At 61.2% G+C, this 13,712-nt stretch carries 13 protein-coding genes; 9 read left to right on the top strand and 4 right to left on the bottom strand.

What is annotated here, in order from left to right:
* The first annotated feature begins 1 nt into the window (after position 1).
* Positions 2-427, top strand: a complete 426-nt coding sequence (locus ACTJK9_RS28575) for a DUF4399 domain-containing protein (RefSeq protein ID WP_007953489.1) — start codon at positions 2-4, stop codon at positions 425-427.
* Positions 428-488: 61 nt separating this feature from the next.
* On the opposite strand, the gene serA is transcribed toward ACTJK9_RS28575, so the two are convergent.
* Complete coding sequence (serA, locus tag ACTJK9_RS28570; protein WP_085612011.1) at positions 489-1,718, bottom strand: phosphoglycerate dehydrogenase; 1,230 nt, start codon at positions 1,716-1,718, stop codon at positions 489-491.
* A 204-nt stretch (positions 1,719-1,922) separates the two neighbouring features.
* Between serA and ACTJK9_RS28565 the strand changes: the two genes are divergently transcribed.
* The 4 genes from ACTJK9_RS28565 (at position 1,923) to ACTJK9_RS28550 (ending at position 6,204) form a co-directional block, all read left to right on the top strand.
* Positions 1,923-3,317, top strand: a complete 1,395-nt coding sequence (locus ACTJK9_RS28565) for an FAD-binding oxidoreductase (RefSeq protein ID WP_440817680.1) — start codon at positions 1,923-1,925, stop codon at positions 3,315-3,317.
* Between the two features lie 40 nt (positions 3,318-3,357).
* Positions 3,358-4,023 carry a fumarylacetoacetate hydrolase family protein gene (locus ACTJK9_RS28560; RefSeq protein WP_007953483.1) on the top strand — a complete coding sequence of 222 codons (666 nt, stop codon included), beginning with the start codon at positions 3,358-3,360 and terminating at the stop codon, positions 4,021-4,023.
* A 222-nt stretch (positions 4,024-4,245) separates the two neighbouring features.
* Entirely contained in the window at positions 4,246-5,169 is a 924-nt protein-coding gene (locus ACTJK9_RS28555; RefSeq protein WP_011336428.1) for an SdiA-regulated domain-containing protein, read from the top strand.
* A 117-nt stretch (positions 5,170-5,286) separates the two neighbouring features.
* Positions 5,287-6,204, top strand: a complete 918-nt coding sequence (locus ACTJK9_RS28550; protein ID WP_085612010.1) for an SdiA-regulated domain-containing protein — start codon at positions 5,287-5,289, stop codon at positions 6,202-6,204.
* A gap of 84 nt (positions 6,205-6,288) precedes the next feature.
* On the opposite strand, the gene rpiA is transcribed toward ACTJK9_RS28550, so the two are convergent.
* The gene (gene rpiA / locus ACTJK9_RS28545) at positions 6,289-6,963 is read right to left on the bottom strand and encodes a ribose-5-phosphate isomerase RpiA (protein WP_007953476.1); all 675 of its coding nucleotides are present in this window, start codon (positions 6,961-6,963) and stop codon (positions 6,289-6,291) included.
* 148 nt (positions 6,964-7,111) lie between these two features.
* Between rpiA and ilvA the strand changes: the two genes are divergently transcribed.
* Both ilvA and ACTJK9_RS28535 read left to right on the top strand, forming a co-directional pair.
* On the top strand, positions 7,112-8,626 hold the full coding sequence (gene ilvA / locus ACTJK9_RS28540) for a threonine ammonia-lyase, biosynthetic (protein ID WP_011336426.1): 1,515 nt from the start codon (positions 7,112-7,114) through the stop codon (positions 8,624-8,626).
* 41 nt (positions 8,627-8,667) lie between these two features.
* Entirely contained in the window at positions 8,668-9,081 is a 414-nt protein-coding gene (locus ACTJK9_RS28535) for a DUF2269 family protein (RefSeq protein WP_085612009.1), read from the top strand.
* A 117-nt stretch (positions 9,082-9,198) separates the two neighbouring features.
* Here ACTJK9_RS28535 and ACTJK9_RS28530 read toward each other — a convergent pair whose 3' ends face one another.
* Positions 9,199-9,855 carry an HAD family hydrolase gene (locus ACTJK9_RS28530; RefSeq protein ID WP_440817675.1) on the bottom strand — a complete coding sequence of 219 codons (657 nt, stop codon included), beginning with the start codon at positions 9,853-9,855 and terminating at the stop codon, positions 9,199-9,201.
* 143 nt (positions 9,856-9,998) lie between these two features.
* Here ACTJK9_RS28530 and ACTJK9_RS28525 point away from each other — a divergent pair, with 143 nt between their 5' ends.
* The gene (locus tag ACTJK9_RS28525) at positions 9,999-10,478 is read left to right on the top strand and encodes an RNA pyrophosphohydrolase (RefSeq protein WP_003229203.1); all 480 of its coding nucleotides are present in this window, start codon (positions 9,999-10,001) and stop codon (positions 10,476-10,478) included.
* A 22-nt stretch (positions 10,479-10,500) separates the two neighbouring features.
* Entirely contained in the window at positions 10,501-12,780 is a 2,280-nt protein-coding gene (ptsP, locus tag ACTJK9_RS28520) for a phosphoenolpyruvate--protein phosphotransferase (RefSeq protein WP_064600191.1), read from the top strand.
* Positions 12,781-12,877: 97 nt separating this feature from the next.
* Here ptsP and ACTJK9_RS28515 read toward each other — a convergent pair whose 3' ends face one another.
* Positions 12,878-13,624, bottom strand: a complete 747-nt coding sequence (locus ACTJK9_RS28515; protein WP_085612007.1) for an NRDE family protein — start codon at positions 13,622-13,624, stop codon at positions 12,878-12,880.
* Between the last annotated feature and the right edge of the window lie 88 nt (positions 13,625-13,712).

Below are 13,712 nucleotides of genomic sequence, written 5' to 3'. Positions count from 1 at the left end.
AATGAAAAGCTTTATGTCACGTGCAGCGTTGGCCGGTGTGCTGATGGGTGTTTCGGTACTGGCCAGTGCGGCCACACCGGCACCGAAAGGCGCCGAAGTGTTCATCGTTTCTCCCGAGGACGGAGCCACGGTTCCGCAGACCTTCACGGTCAAGTTCGGTGTAAAGGACATCGCGCTGGCACCGGCCGGTGACGTCACCAAGAACACCGGTCATCACCATCTGCTGATCGATGCCAAGGAAATCGTTCCGGCCGGCTCCGTCGTGCCGACCGACGCCAACCACATGCACTTCGGCAAGGCGCAGACCCAGGCCGACATCAAACTCGCGCCGGGCAAGCACACCCTGCAGCTGGAGCTGGGTGACAGCGGCCACATGGCGTTCGATCCGCCGATCGTGTCGAAAAAGATCACCGTCAACGTCGAATGACGTTGTCGCGAGCATGAAAAAGGGAGCCCGAAGGCTCCCTTTTTTGTCGCTCAACGCTTGATCAGAACAACACACGGCTACGGATGGTGCCGTTGATGTGCTGCAGCTTCTCTTGCGCCAGGTCCGAGTACTCGGCGTCGACGTCGATCACCACGTAGCCGACCTTCTCGTTGGTCTGCAGGAACTGACCGGAGATGTTGATGCCGTTTTCGGCGAAGACCTTGTTGATCTCGCTCATCACACCCGGGATGTTCTCGTGGATGTGCAGCAGGCGGTGCTTGCCAGGGTGAGCCGGCAGGGCCACTTCCGGGAAGTTCACGGACGATACCGAAGTACCGTTGTCGCTGTACTTGACCAGTTTTTCTGCCACTTCCAGACCGATGTTGGCCTGTGCTTCAGCGGTGGAACCGCCGATGTGCGGGGTCAGGATCACGTTGTCCAGGCCACGCAGCGGGCTTTCGAACTCTTCGTCGTTGGAACGCGGCTCGACCGGGAACACGTCGATGGCGGCGCCGATCAGGTGCTTGTCCTTGATCGCAGCGGCCAGGTGATCCAGCTCGACCACGGTGCCGCGTGCAGCGTTGATCAGGATGCCGCCCTTCTTGATGGCGCGGATTTCCTTCTCGCCGATCATCCACTGGGTCGCAGCGGTTTCCGGAACGTGCAGGGTGACGATGTCGGACATGCCCAGCAGCTCGTGCAGGTTGCCGACCTGGGTCGCGTTGCCCAGTGGCAGCTTGGTCACGGTGTCGTAGAAGAACACCTGCATGCCCAGACCTTCAGCCAGGACCGACAGCTGAGTACCGATCGAGCCGTAGCCGACGATGCCCAGTTTCTTGCCACGGATCTCGAAGGAGTTGGCTGCGGACTTGATCCAGCCGCCACGGTGGCAGGACGCGTTTTTCTCAGGGATGCCGCGCAGCAGCAGGATCGCTTCGGCCAGCACCAGCTCGGCAACGGAGCGGGTGTTGGAGTACGGCGCGTTGAACACGGCGATGCCGCGCTCGCGGGCCGCTTCCAGGTCAACCTGGTTGGTGCCGATGCAGAAACAGCCGACCGCGACCAGTTTCTTCGCGTGATCGAAGATCTCTTCGGTCAGTTGGGTGCGCGAACGAATGCCGATGAAGTGAGCGTCAGCGATCTTTTCCTTGAGCTGGGCTTCCGGCAGGGAGCCTGTCAGGTATTCGATGCTGGTGTAGCCCGCCGCCTTGAGGACGTCGACAGCCGATTGGTGGACGCCTTCGAGAAGAAGGAACTTGATCTTGCTCTTATCGAGAGAAGTCTTGCTCATCTGCGTAAACCTGTATCCCGGAGAAAAATGGCAGGAAATGGTCAACAGACATTGACCTGGACGACAAGAAAGCCGTCACCGCAGAACCGGCCTTGGGCACTGGCCTGCGGGGTCGGTATGCTAGCATAGCCACCCCGCTAAACACTCATTCCTGCGACGTGAAGCGTTCTCAGGATGACCATGAATTGTTCGAGAGTTCCGTCGATGACCAATCCTGCCCTGATTGATGAACTGAAGACCCTGGTCGAGCCTGGCAAAGTCCTGACCGATGCCGACTCCTTGAACGCTTACGGCAAGGACTGGACCAAACACTTCGCCCCGGCGCCCAGCGCCATCGTGTTTCCCAAGACCATCGAGCAGGTGCAGGCCGTCGTCCGCTGGGCCAACGAACACAAAGTGGCGCTGGTGCCGTCGGGCGGGCGCACGGGGCTCTCCGCCGCAGCCGTGGCGGCCAATGGCGAAGTGGTCGTGTCGTTCGACTACATGAATCAGATTCTCGACATCAACCTGACCGACCGCACCGCCGTCTGTCAGCCGGGCGTGGTCACCGAGCAATTGCAGAACGTCGCGGAAGAACATGATTTGTACTACCCGGTGGACTTCGCGTCGGCCGGTTCCAGCCAGATTGGCGGCAATATCGGCACCAATGCCGGCGGGATCAAGGTCATTCGCTACGGCATGACCCGCAACTGGGTGGCGGGCATGAAAGTCGTGACCGGCAAGGGCGATGTGCTGGAGCTGAACAAGGATCTGATCAAGAACGCCACCGGTTATGACCTGCGGCAGCTGTTCATCGGCGCCGAAGGTACTCTCGGTTTTGTGGTCGAGGCCACCATGCGCCTGGATCGTTCGCCGAAAAACCTGACCGCGATGGTCCTCGGCACCACCGATTTCGATTCGATTATGCCGGTGCTGCACGCCTTCCAGGGCCGGCTCGACCTGACCGCGTTCGAATTCTTCTCTGACAAGGCCCTGGCCAAGGTCATGGGCCGTGGCGATGTCCCGGCGCCGTTCGAAACCGCTTGCCCGTTCTATGCGTTGCTGGAATTCGAGGCGACCACCGAAGAAGTGGCCAACACCGCCCTGGAAACATTCGAGCATTGCGTGGAGCAGGGCTGGGTGCTGGACGGCGTGATGAGCCAAAGCGAAACCCAGTTGCAGAACCTGTGGAAGCTGCGCGAGTACATCTCCGAAACCATCTCCCACTGGACCCCGTACAAGAACGACATCTCGGTCACCGTCTCGAAAGTCCCGGCGTTCCTGCAGGAAATCGACGCGATCGTCGGCGAACACTATCCGGATTTCGAAATCGTCTGGTTCGGTCACATCGGCGACGGCAACCTGCACCTGAACATCCTCAAACCGGACAACCTGAGCAAGGACGAGTTTTTCGCCAAGTGCGCCACCGTCAACAAGTGGGTGTTCGAAACCGTCGAGAAGTACAACGGTTCGATTTCTGCCGAACACGGGGTGGGCATGACCAAGCGCGATTACTTGACCTACAGCCGCTCGCCGGTGGAAATCGAATACATGAAAGCGGTCAAGGCGGTGTTCGACCCTAACGGCATCATGAACCCGGGCAAGATTTTCGCGGTTTGATTGGCAATCCCTGATGAATCAATGAAGGCAGGAGTCGGTAATGAGCTATCAGCACCAGTATGTCGACGGTACGCGGATTCATTTTCCGCTGGGGAAAGTGGTGTGCATCGGCCGTAACTACGCCGAACACGCCAAGGAACTGGACAACCCGGTGCCTACCGAGCCGTTGCTGTTCATCAAGCCGGGCAGTTGCGTGGTGCCGCTGGAAGGCGGTTTCAGCATTCCGACCGAGCGTGGCTCGGTGCATTACGAGGCGGAAATCGCCGTGTTGATCGGCAAACCGCTGTCGACCAAACCGAGCCGTGAAGAAGTGCTGGACGCGATCTCCGGTTTCGCCCCGGCGCTGGACCTGACCCTGCGCGACAAGCAGGCCGAGCTCAAATCCAAGGGCCTGCCGTGGGAAATCGCCAAGTCGTTCGACGGCGCGGCGGTGATTGCACCGTTCGTGGTCGGCAGCACTTTCGCCGACCTGACCGACATCGGCATTCGCCTGACCATCAATGGCGAAGTGCGCCAGGACGGTAACAGCAGCGCCATGCTCAACCCGATCGTGCCGATGATCCAGCACATGGCCGGCTGCTTCTCGCTGCAGGCCGGTGACGTGATCCTGACCGGCACGCCAGTGGGCGTCGGCCCGCTGAACGTTGGCGATGAGATCGTGCTGGAACTGCCGGGCGCCAGTCGTTTTACCAGCAGCGTTCGCTGATCCGTACATCGCGTTGCCGAGCGGGAGATGGCAGGTTTGAGCTCAGCCCTCAGTCTGCAATCTCCCGTTTTCGTTTTGTGATGCGGCCTGCAAAGACGCAGGGCATTCCGGCCATTTGCCGTTTTTTTCACATTCTGTCCGGATAATTCCGGTCATTCTGGCGTCTGAGCCGGCCTCTTTGTGCTATTACCCGTAGCCTGAATTTTCGGAACGCGTCCTTTGATGTCATCTCAAACTCAGCTCAAACCCGCCCGCCGTTCACGCTTCGCCCTGCGCTGGTATTCCTGGCTATTGCTGGCAGCCGCCGCTGCGTACGGGCTGGCGTTTGCCATGCATTGGGATGACCGTGGCCTGTTGTGGGTGCTGGAACGCTTCGAAAGCACGTCCGAGAAACAGGAAAGCGTCTGGCTCCCGGACTACCGGGTGGTCATCGACGCCAAGCTGCTGCCGGGGATGGAAAAGGACGAAGCTTCGGACCTGTCCTATAACCCCCAGACCAAAACCCTGTTTTCGGTGATGGGCAAGAATCCGTTTCTGGTCGAGCTGACCCTGCAGGGCGACGTGTTGCGCAAGATGCCCCTGGTGGGCTGGAGCAATCCGGAAGGCCTGACGGTGATGGAAAACGGCTTGATGGCGATTGTCGATGAGCGCGAGCACCTGCTCTCCATCGTCAAGGTCGATGCCCAGACTCGCGAACTGAAGCGTGACGATTTCCCGAAATACGACCTGGGCCCGTCGAAGGACCAGAACAAGGCCTTCGAAGCCATCACCTGGGACGCCCGCAACCAGCAACTGCTGCTGGGCGAAGAGCGTCCGCCTGCGCTGTTCACCTGGAAAAGTGACGGCAGCCAGACGCTCAAGGGCGACAAGCAGAAACTCGACAGCGACGAACTCGATATTCGTAACCTGTCGGCCCTGGCGATCGATCCTCGCACCGGTCATACCCTCGTTCTGTCCGCTGATTCGCACCTGTTGCTGGAGTTGGACGAGAAGGGCGAACAAGTCAGCTTCATGACCCTGCTCGGCGGTTTCAACGGTTTGAAGAAAACCATTCCCCGCGCCGAGGGCGTGACCATGGACGAGGCGGGCTCGCTGTACATGGTCAGCGAGCCGAACCTGTTCTACCGCTTCGAAAAACAGAAGTAATTACTTCTACAGGGATTGCAGACCTGTGCAGTTGTGGCCAGAGGCAAGTGGCCATTAAGCTTCAGTTCAGACAGGCGTGATATTTCATCCGCCTGTTTTGACTCCGAGCCTGCCCGAATGCGTCGACTTGCCCGTCCCAAGCCTCTGTTCATCATCCTGTCGATGATTGCCCTGATCGCATTGATTGCGATCGGCCAATACATGCGCCTGTTCGAGCGTGCCTGGTTCAACCTGCATACGCTCTGGCAGCCGATGAGCAGCCAGTCCATCGGGCTGGATCAATATCGGGCAGAGATTGAAGCGAAAGTCATCGATGGGCTGAACGACGACGTGTCCGCGCTGACCTACGATCCGGTGCGCAAGAGCCTGTTCACCGTGACCAACAAGAATGCCGAACTGATCGAGCTGTCGCTGGACGGCACGATCCTGCGCCGTGTTGCCTTGATCGGCTTCGGCGATCCGGAGGCGGTGGAGTTCATCAGCGCCGACACCTATGTGATCACCGACGAGCGCCAGCAGCGCCTGATCAAGATCCATCTGGAGCACGACACCACGTTCCTTGATGCGGCGGACGCCGAGCAAATGACCCTCGGTGTGCACATGAGCGGCAACAAGGGGTTTGAAGGCCTGGCGTACGACTCGGTGGGCAAGCGCCTGTTCGTGGCCAAGGAGCGGGACCCGATGCTGATCTATGAAGTGCACGGTTTTCCGCACTTCAATCCGGAAAAGTCCTACGCGGTACACGTGATCAACAATCCCAAGCGCGATGCCGGGATGTTCGTGCGCGATCTGTCGAGCCTGCAATACGACGAGCGCAGCGGTCATTTACTGGCGCTGTCCGACGAGTCACGGCTGATTCTTGAACTGGATGTGGACGGGCGCCCGTTGAGCACCATGTCGTTGAGCGGTGGCCGGCAGGGCCTGAAGAAAACCGTGCCGCAGGCGGAAGGTATCGCGATGGACGACGACGGGACGTTGTATCTGGTGAGCGAACCGAACCTGTTTTATGTCTTCAGGAAGCCTGCGCAGAACTAACCAGCACCATCTAACAATGTGGGAGCTAGCAAACTGGCTCCCACAGTTTTTTCATCTGCCCACCAAAATACGGGCAGTTTCGGCTTACTCAGCCTTCAGTGTTTTCACACCTTCGGAAGTACCCAGCAACAGCAGGTCCGCCGGACGCGCCGCGAACAGGCCGTTGGTGACCACGCCGACGATCGCATTGATCTGCGCTTCCAGCTCCACCGGATTGGTGATCTGCAGGTTGTGCACGTCGAGGATGATGTTGCCGTTGTCGGTCAGCACGCCTTCGCGGTAGACCGGGTCGCCGCCCAGCTTCACCAGCTGGCGGGCCACGTGGCTGCGGGCCATCGGGATCACTTCCACCGGCAGCGGGAACGCACCCAGCACCGGCACCAGTTTGCTGGCGTCGGCGATGCAGATGAAGGTCTGGGCCACGGCCGCGACGATCTTCTCGCGGGTCAGGGCTGCGCCGCCGCCCTTGATCAGGTTCAGGTGTTCGTCGCTTTCATCGGCGCCGTCGACGTAGAACTCCAGGTTGCTCACGGTGTTCAGCTCGTACACCGGAATCCCGTGGCCCTTGAGGCGCGCGGCGGTGGCTTCGGAGCTCGCGACCGCGCCATCGAACGCGCCCTTGTGCTGGGCCAGGGCGTCGATGAAGCAGTTGGCGGTGGAGCCGGTGCCGACACCGACGATGCTCTTGTCGTCGAGTTTCGGAAGGATGAAGTCGACGGCGGCCTGGGCCACGGCCTGTTTGAGTTGATCCTGGGTCATGCGGGCTCCGGAAGCGGGCAAGGTAAGAACGGAAAGGCCGGCATTATAGCCTCAAGCCGGGCTAAAACCTCGGGATTCGTGTGGTCGTGCGCCCGAAAGCCGGGTTAGACTCGTTGGCCCTGCCCAACCCGCTCAGTGATGCTTTCCGATGCTCGAACAGTACGTCAAGAAGATCCTCACCTCGCGCGTTTATGACGTTGCCGTAGAAACCCCGTTGCAGAACGCCCGCCAGCTCTCCGAGCGGCTGGGCAACGACATCTGGCTCAAGCGCGAAGACTTGCAGCCGGTGTTCTCGTTCAAGATTCGCGGTGCCTACAACAAGCTGACCCAGTTGAGCGACGAAGAGCGCGCTCGCGGCGTGGTCACCGCGTCGGCGGGCAACCATGCGCAGGGCCTGGCCCTGGCGGCGAAAGTGTTGGGCGTGAAAGCGACCATCGTGATGCCCAAGACCACCCCGGAGATCAAGGTCGAAGGCGTGCGCTCGCGCGGTGGCAAAGTGGTGCTGCACGGCGATTCCTTCCCGGAAGCGCTGGCCTACTCGCTGAAGCTGGTCGACGAAAAAGGCTACGTCTACATCCACCCGTACGACGATCCGCACACCATTGCCGGGCAGGGCACCGTGGCGATGGAAATTCTGCGCCAGCACCCGCAGCCGCTGGACGCGATCTTCGTTCCGGTGGGCGGCGGCGGTCTGATCGCCGGCATCGCGGCCTACGTGAAATACCTGCGTCCGGACATCAAGGTCATCGGCGTCGAGCCCGACGACTCCAACTGCCTGCAAGCGGCGATGGCGGCAGGCGAACGCGTGGTGCTGCCGACTGTAGGCATCTTCGCCGACGGCGTGGCGGTGGCGCAGATCGGCCAGCACACCTTCGATATCTGCAAGGATTACGTCGACGAGGTGATCACCGTCAGCACCGACGAGATTTGCGCGGCGATCAAGGACATCTACGACGACACCCGTTCGATCACCGAACCGGCCGGCGCCCTGGGCGTGGCCGGGATCAAGAAGTATGTCGAGCAGCGCGGCGTCAGCGGCCAGACCTTCGTCGCCATCGACTCCGGGGCCAACGTCAACTTCGACCGCTTGCGCCACGTCGCCGAGCGCGCCGAACTGGGTGAAGGCCGCGAAGCGATCATCGCCGTGACCATCCCGGAGAAGGCCGGCAGCTTCAAGGCCTTCTGCGAGGCCATCGGCAAGCGCCAGATCACCGAATTCAACTACCGCTATAACAATGGCAGCGAAGCGCACATCTTCGTTGGCGTGCAGACCCACCCGGACAACGACCCGCGCAGTGCACTGCTGGCGAGCCTGACCGAGCAGGGTTTCCCGGTGCTCGACCTGACCGACAACGAACTGGCCAAACTGCACATCCGCCACATGGTCGGCGGTCGCGCGGCGCACGTGGTCGATGAAGTGGTGCTGCGCTTCGAGTTCCCGGAGCGTCCGGGCGCGCTGTTCAACTTCCTCAACAAGCTAGGTGGTCGCTGGAACATCTCGATGTTCCACTACCGCAACCACGGCGCAGCAGACGGACGAGTAGTGGCGGGCCTGCAAGTGCCCCACGACGAACGTCATCTGGTGCCCGCAGCCCTTGAGGAAATCGGCTACCCGTACTGGGACGAAAGCGACAATCCGGCCTATCAGCTGTTTCTTGGCTGAACGGCTACGCTGATGGGTATGGCCCAAGGAAAGAGAAATACATGGAAACCCTGACCACCCTGAAAGTCCTTCACGTCGCGGCGACCGTGGTAATCCTGGCGAGCGGGCTGGGGCTCGCCGCTGCTTCCTGGCGTAATCGCAGCGAAGGGCCGGCCAGCACGATGCAGCGACCCTGGCTGTTCGTCTGGTGCTTGATGCTGATCGGCGTGCTCAGCATGCCTTTCACCGGCTGGTGGCTGGTGCACCTGGTTGGCTGGCCACTGGGGCAGTTCTGGATTCTGGGGTCCAGCGTGATCTATGCCGTGGCCACTTTTAGTGCGGTCTGGCTGCTTGTTCGGCTTAATCGGCTGTGGACAAGCGGGGTCGGCAACCGGAAATTCAATCTGGCGCTGGCGGTTGTCAGCGGCGTCGGATTTCTGGCCATTGCGGCGTTGATGGGGGCCAAGCCGGTTTGAGGCTTGGCACCGTGTCGACCCGTTCGCGAGCAGGCTCGCTCCCACATTGATCTGATGCGTTCACAAATCCCTTGTGGGAGCTGCGGTGCGACGATTCGACTTGCCTGCGATGCGATATCAGCCGCGCAGACTGATGACGGGCCAGCCACGTCTCTCGGCTTCGGCCAGCAGGTTCGGATCCGGGTCGACTGCCACCGGATTCGTCACCTGCTCCAGCAGCGGCAAGTCGTTCATCGAGTCGCTGTAGAAGTAGCTGCCTTCCAGCGAATATCCGGTTTCTTCCAGCCAGCGGTTCAGGCGCGTCACCTTGCCTTCGCGGAAGCACGGCACGTCGGTGCTGCGTCCGGTGTAGCGACCGTCCTGCATCTCGCACTCGGTGGCGATCAGGGTTTCGACGCCCAGGCGCACGGCGATCGGCGCGGTGACGAAGCGGTTGGTGGCGGTGATGATCACCAGTTTGTCGCCGGCATCGCGGTGCTTTTTCAGCAGATCGAGCGCCTTGGGCAGGACGATCGGCTCGATGCAGTCGCGCATGTAATCGCTGTGCCACTGCTCAAGCACGGCCATCTCGGTGCGGCCGAGGATTTCCAGGCAGAAGTTCAGGTAAGCGGCGTTATCCAGTTTGCCGGCCAGGTAATCCTGATAGAACTCATCGTTGCGCGCTTTGTAGGCGATCGGGTCGAGGAAGCCGCGTTCGCACAGATAATCGCCCCAGGCGTGATCGCTGTCGCCGCCCAGAAGGGTGTTGTCCAAATCGAATAAAGCCAGGCGCATTGCAGTTACCCGCTGAAAAGTCAGTAAAAAGGCCACAAGAATACGGTCTTTTCACAAGAGTGCACATAAGCTCGGAACCTTCGTTGCCGCCTTCACAACCTTTGTGGAACAATGCGGCGACATGCGTTTGCGAGGTTGTTGCCGTGATCGACCCCGATGGTTTCCGCCCTAATGTCGGGATCATTCTGACGAATGACGCCGGCCAGGTGCTATGGGCTCGCCGTATCAATCAGGATGCCTGGCAGTTTCCGCAAGGGGGAATCAACCCCGAGGAGACGCCCGAAGACGCCTTGTACCGCGAGCTGAACGAAGAAGTTGGCCTGGAACGCGAAGATGTTGAAATTCTCGCCTGTACCCGGGGCTGGTTGCGCTATCGTTTGCCGCAACGTCTGGTGCGAACCCACAGCCAACCGCTGTGCATCGGCCAGAAACAGAAATGGTTTCTCCTGCGCCTGATCTCCAACGAGCAGCGGGTGCGGATGGATTTGACCGGTAAACCGGAGTTCGATGGCTGGCGCTGGGTCAGTTATTGGTATCCGTTGGGCCAGGTGGTGACATTCAAGCGCGAAGTGTATCGCCGCGCTCTCAAAGAGCTTGCCCCGCGCCTTTTAGCGCGCGACTGACGACGGAGTTCGACCCCGAGCCATGCTCAATACGCTGCGCAAGATCGTCCAGGAAGTTAACTCCGCCAAGGATCTCAAGGCGGCGTTGGGGATTATTGTGTTGCGCGTCAAAGAGGCCATGGGCAGCCAGGTCTGCTCGGTCTACCTGCTTGATCCAGAGACCAACCGCTTCGTGCTGATGGCCACCGAGGGCTTGAACAAGCGCTCGATCGGCAAGGTCAGCATGGCACCCAACGAAGGTCTGGTCGGCCTGGTCGGCACGCGTGAAGAACCCCTGAACCTCGAAAACGCCGCGGATCACCCGCGCTACCGCTACTTCGCCGAGACCGGCGAGGAGCGCTACGCCTCGTTCCTCGGGGCGCCGATCATTCACCACCGCCGCGTCGTCGGCGTGTTGGTCATCCAGCAGAAAGAACGCCGCCAGTTCGATGAGGGTGAAGAAGCCTTCCTCGTGACCATGAGCGCGCAGCTCGCGGGCGTAATCGCCCACGCCGAGGCCACCGGCTCGATCCGTGGTCTGGGCCGTCAGGGCAAGGGCATCCAGGAAGCCAAGTTCGTCGGCGTGCCGGGTTCGCCGGGTGCGGCGGTCGGTACCGCGGTGGTCATGCTGCCACCGGCGGATCTGGACGTGGTGCCGGACAAGACCATCACCGACATCGACGCGGAACTGGCGCTGTTCAAGACCGCCATCGAAGGCGTGCGCGCCGACATGCGTGCGTTGTCGGCCAAACTGGCGACCCAGCTGCGGCCGGAAGAGCGCGCGCTGTTCGACGTCTACCTGATGATGCTCGACGATGCCTCGCTGGGCAGCGAAATCACCAACGTGATCAAGACCGGTCAATGGGCCCAAGGCGCGCTGCGCCAGGTCGTGACCGACCACGTCAACCGTTTCGATCTGATGGACGACGAGTACCTGCGGGAGCGGGCGTCGGACGTCAAGGACCTCGGCCGCCGGCTGCTCGCCTATTTGCAGGAGGAGCGTCAGCAGAATCTGGTCTACCCGGAAAAAACCATTCTGGTCAGCGAAGAACTGACGCCGGCGATGCTCGGCGAGGTGCCGGAAGGCACACTGGTCGGTCTGGTGTCGGTACTCGGTTCGGGCAACTCCCACGTCGCGATCCTTGCCCGGGCCATGGGCATCCCGACAGTAATGGGTCTGGTCGATCTGCCGTACGCCAAGGTCGACGGCATCGAAATGATCGTCGACGGCACACGGGGCGAGGTCTACACCAACCCCAGCGAAGTGCTGCGCAAGCAGTTCACCGAGGTGGTGGAGGAAGAGAAGCAACTGGCGCTGGGGCTCGATACCCTGCGCGACCTGCCGTGCGTGACCCTCGACGGTCACCGCATGCCGCTGTGGGTCAACACCGGCCTGCTGGCGGACGTGGCGCGGGCGCAGAAGCGTGGCGCCGAAGGCGTTGGTCTGTACCGCACCGAAGTGCCGTTCATGATCAACCAGCGCTTCCCGAGCGAGAAGGAACAACTGGCGATCTACCGCGAGCAGCTTGCCGCGTTCCATCCGCAACCGGTGACCATGCGCAGCCTGGACATCGGCGGCGACAAGTCGCTGTCGTACTTCCCGATCAAGGAAGACAACCCGTTCCTCGGCTGGCGCGGGATCCGCGTCACCCTCGACCACCCGGAAATCTTCCTGGTGCAGACCCGCGCGATGCTCAAGGCCAGCGAAGGCCTGAACAACCTGCGGATCCTGCTGCCGATGATCTCCGGCATCCACGAGCTCGAAGAGGCGCTGCACCTGATCCACCGGGCGTGGGGTGAAGTGCGCGACGAAGGCACCGACGTGCCGATGCCGCCGGTGGGCGTGATGATCGAAATTCCTGCGGCGGTTTACCAGACCAAAGAGCTGGCGCGGATGGTGGACTTCCTGTCGGTCGGCTCCAACGACCTGACCCAATACCTGCTGGCGGTGGACCGCAACAACCCGCGGGTGGCCGATCTCTACGACTACCTGCACCCGGCGGTGCTGCAAGCCCTGCAAACCGTGGTGCGCGACGCCCATGCCGAAGGCAAACCGGTGAGCATCTGCGGCGAGATGGCCGGTGATCCGGCGGCGGCGGTGCTGTTGATGGCGATGGGTTTCGACAGCCTGTCGATGAACGCCACCAACCTGCCGAAGGTGAAGTGGATGCTGCGCCAGATCAACCTGAGCAAGGCCAAGGATCTGCTGGCGGAACTGATGACCATCGACAACCCGCAGGTGATCCACAGCTCGCTGCAACTGGCGCTGAAGAACCTCGGGTTGGCGAAGATGGTCAATCCGGCGGCGGTCAAACCTCTCTAGACCGAGTCGCGCCTATCGCGAGCAGGCTCGCTCCTACAAGGAAATGCATTCCAGTGTGGGAGCGAGTCTGCTCGCGATGGCGTCAGTTCGGGCGCCACTAAATCAGAATCTCCACTTCCCCCAGGCGCCCGCCATACGGCCCGAAACTGCGCTCCACCATCCGCCGCGTCCCGTCCGCCTGCACGATCAACGCCGTACTTGCGCGTGTCCCGTAGCTCTGGCTGGCAATAAACACACTCGACAACAACGACTCGGTCGCCAATCCCACACCGGTATCCGGTAGATCAGCAAACGGTGCCGTTTGCGCATCACTCAATAAAGCCAACAACCGCTCGGGCTGCGGATCATCCAGCACCGCACTCAATGCCGCCTTCGCCTTGAGCAGTTTCGGCCACGGCGTATCCAGCCCGGCGTTGGACAGACCATAGACGCCGGGCTGCAACATCACCGGTTCCGAAGACCGCGCATTGAAGTGCCACAGCTCGTTGGCATTGCCCAGCAGCAGGTTGAAGCCGGCATAGTCCGGCGAACGGGCGACAACGTCGGACAAATAGTCATCGATCGACAGGTTTCCGGTCAGAAACCCCGCCACCAGCTCGCCCCGAGAACGTCGCGCCGGCGGCTGATGCGGATCGCGAATGTTGGTCAGCGCTGCGAAGCGACCGTTGGCGCCCAGGCCGAGCCAGGTTCCCCCAGCCTCGAGATCGCGACCGGCGTGAACCTGCGGCGACTCGGGCCACTGGGCCAGCGGCAGGCTGGGCCGGGCGTAGAACTCGTCACGGTTGGCCGCGACGATCAGCGGCTGGGCATGCCCCGGCCGCCAGGCGAAAACGATCAGGCACATAAGGTGGTCCTTGTGTGTTTTTTGCCCACTCTACGCAGACATCGTCCGTGCATCCATCGCCAGTGGAGCCGAAGGGTATCCATCCGTT

The sequence above is a fragment of the Pseudomonas sp. 22082 genome, from assembly GCF_052046055.1.
GTDB classification, from domain to species: Bacteria; Pseudomonadota; Gammaproteobacteria; order Pseudomonadales; family Pseudomonadaceae; genus Aquipseudomonas; species Aquipseudomonas pharyngis.
Note: the sequence above shows the minus strand (reverse complement) of the source record. Positions and strands in the feature narration are given on the sequence as shown.

Coding starts and splice junctions, on each gene's coding strand:
- ACTJK9_RS28575 (WP_007953489.1), top strand. CDS start 2: ATGAAAAGCTTTATGTCACGTGCAGCGTTGGCCGGTGTGCTGATGGGT.
- serA (WP_085612011.1), bottom strand. CDS start 1,718: ATGAGCAAGACTTCTCTCGATAAGAGCAAGATCAAGTTCCTTCTTCTC.
- ACTJK9_RS28565 (WP_440817680.1), top strand. CDS start 1,923: ATGACCAATCCTGCCCTGATTGATGAACTGAAGACCCTGGTCGAGCCT.
- ACTJK9_RS28560 (WP_007953483.1), top strand. CDS start 3,358: ATGAGCTATCAGCACCAGTATGTCGACGGTACGCGGATTCATTTTCCG.
- ACTJK9_RS28555 (WP_011336428.1), top strand. CDS start 4,246: ATGTCATCTCAAACTCAGCTCAAACCCGCCCGCCGTTCACGCTTCGCC.
- ACTJK9_RS28550 (WP_085612010.1), top strand. CDS start 5,287: ATGCGTCGACTTGCCCGTCCCAAGCCTCTGTTCATCATCCTGTCGATG.
- rpiA (WP_007953476.1), bottom strand. CDS start 6,963: ATGACCCAGGATCAACTCAAACAGGCCGTGGCCCAGGCCGCCGTCGAC.
- ilvA (WP_011336426.1), top strand. CDS start 7,112: ATGCTCGAACAGTACGTCAAGAAGATCCTCACCTCGCGCGTTTATGAC.
- ACTJK9_RS28535 (WP_085612009.1), top strand. CDS start 8,668: ATGGAAACCCTGACCACCCTGAAAGTCCTTCACGTCGCGGCGACCGTG.
- ACTJK9_RS28530 (WP_440817675.1), bottom strand. CDS start 9,855: ATGCGCCTGGCTTTATTCGATTTGGACAACACCCTTCTGGGCGGCGAC.
- ptsP (WP_064600191.1), top strand. CDS start 10,501: ATGCTCAATACGCTGCGCAAGATCGTCCAGGAAGTTAACTCCGCCAAG.
- ACTJK9_RS28515 (WP_085612007.1), bottom strand. CDS start 13,624: ATGTGCCTGATCGTTTTCGCCTGGCGGCCGGGGCATGCCCAGCCGCTG.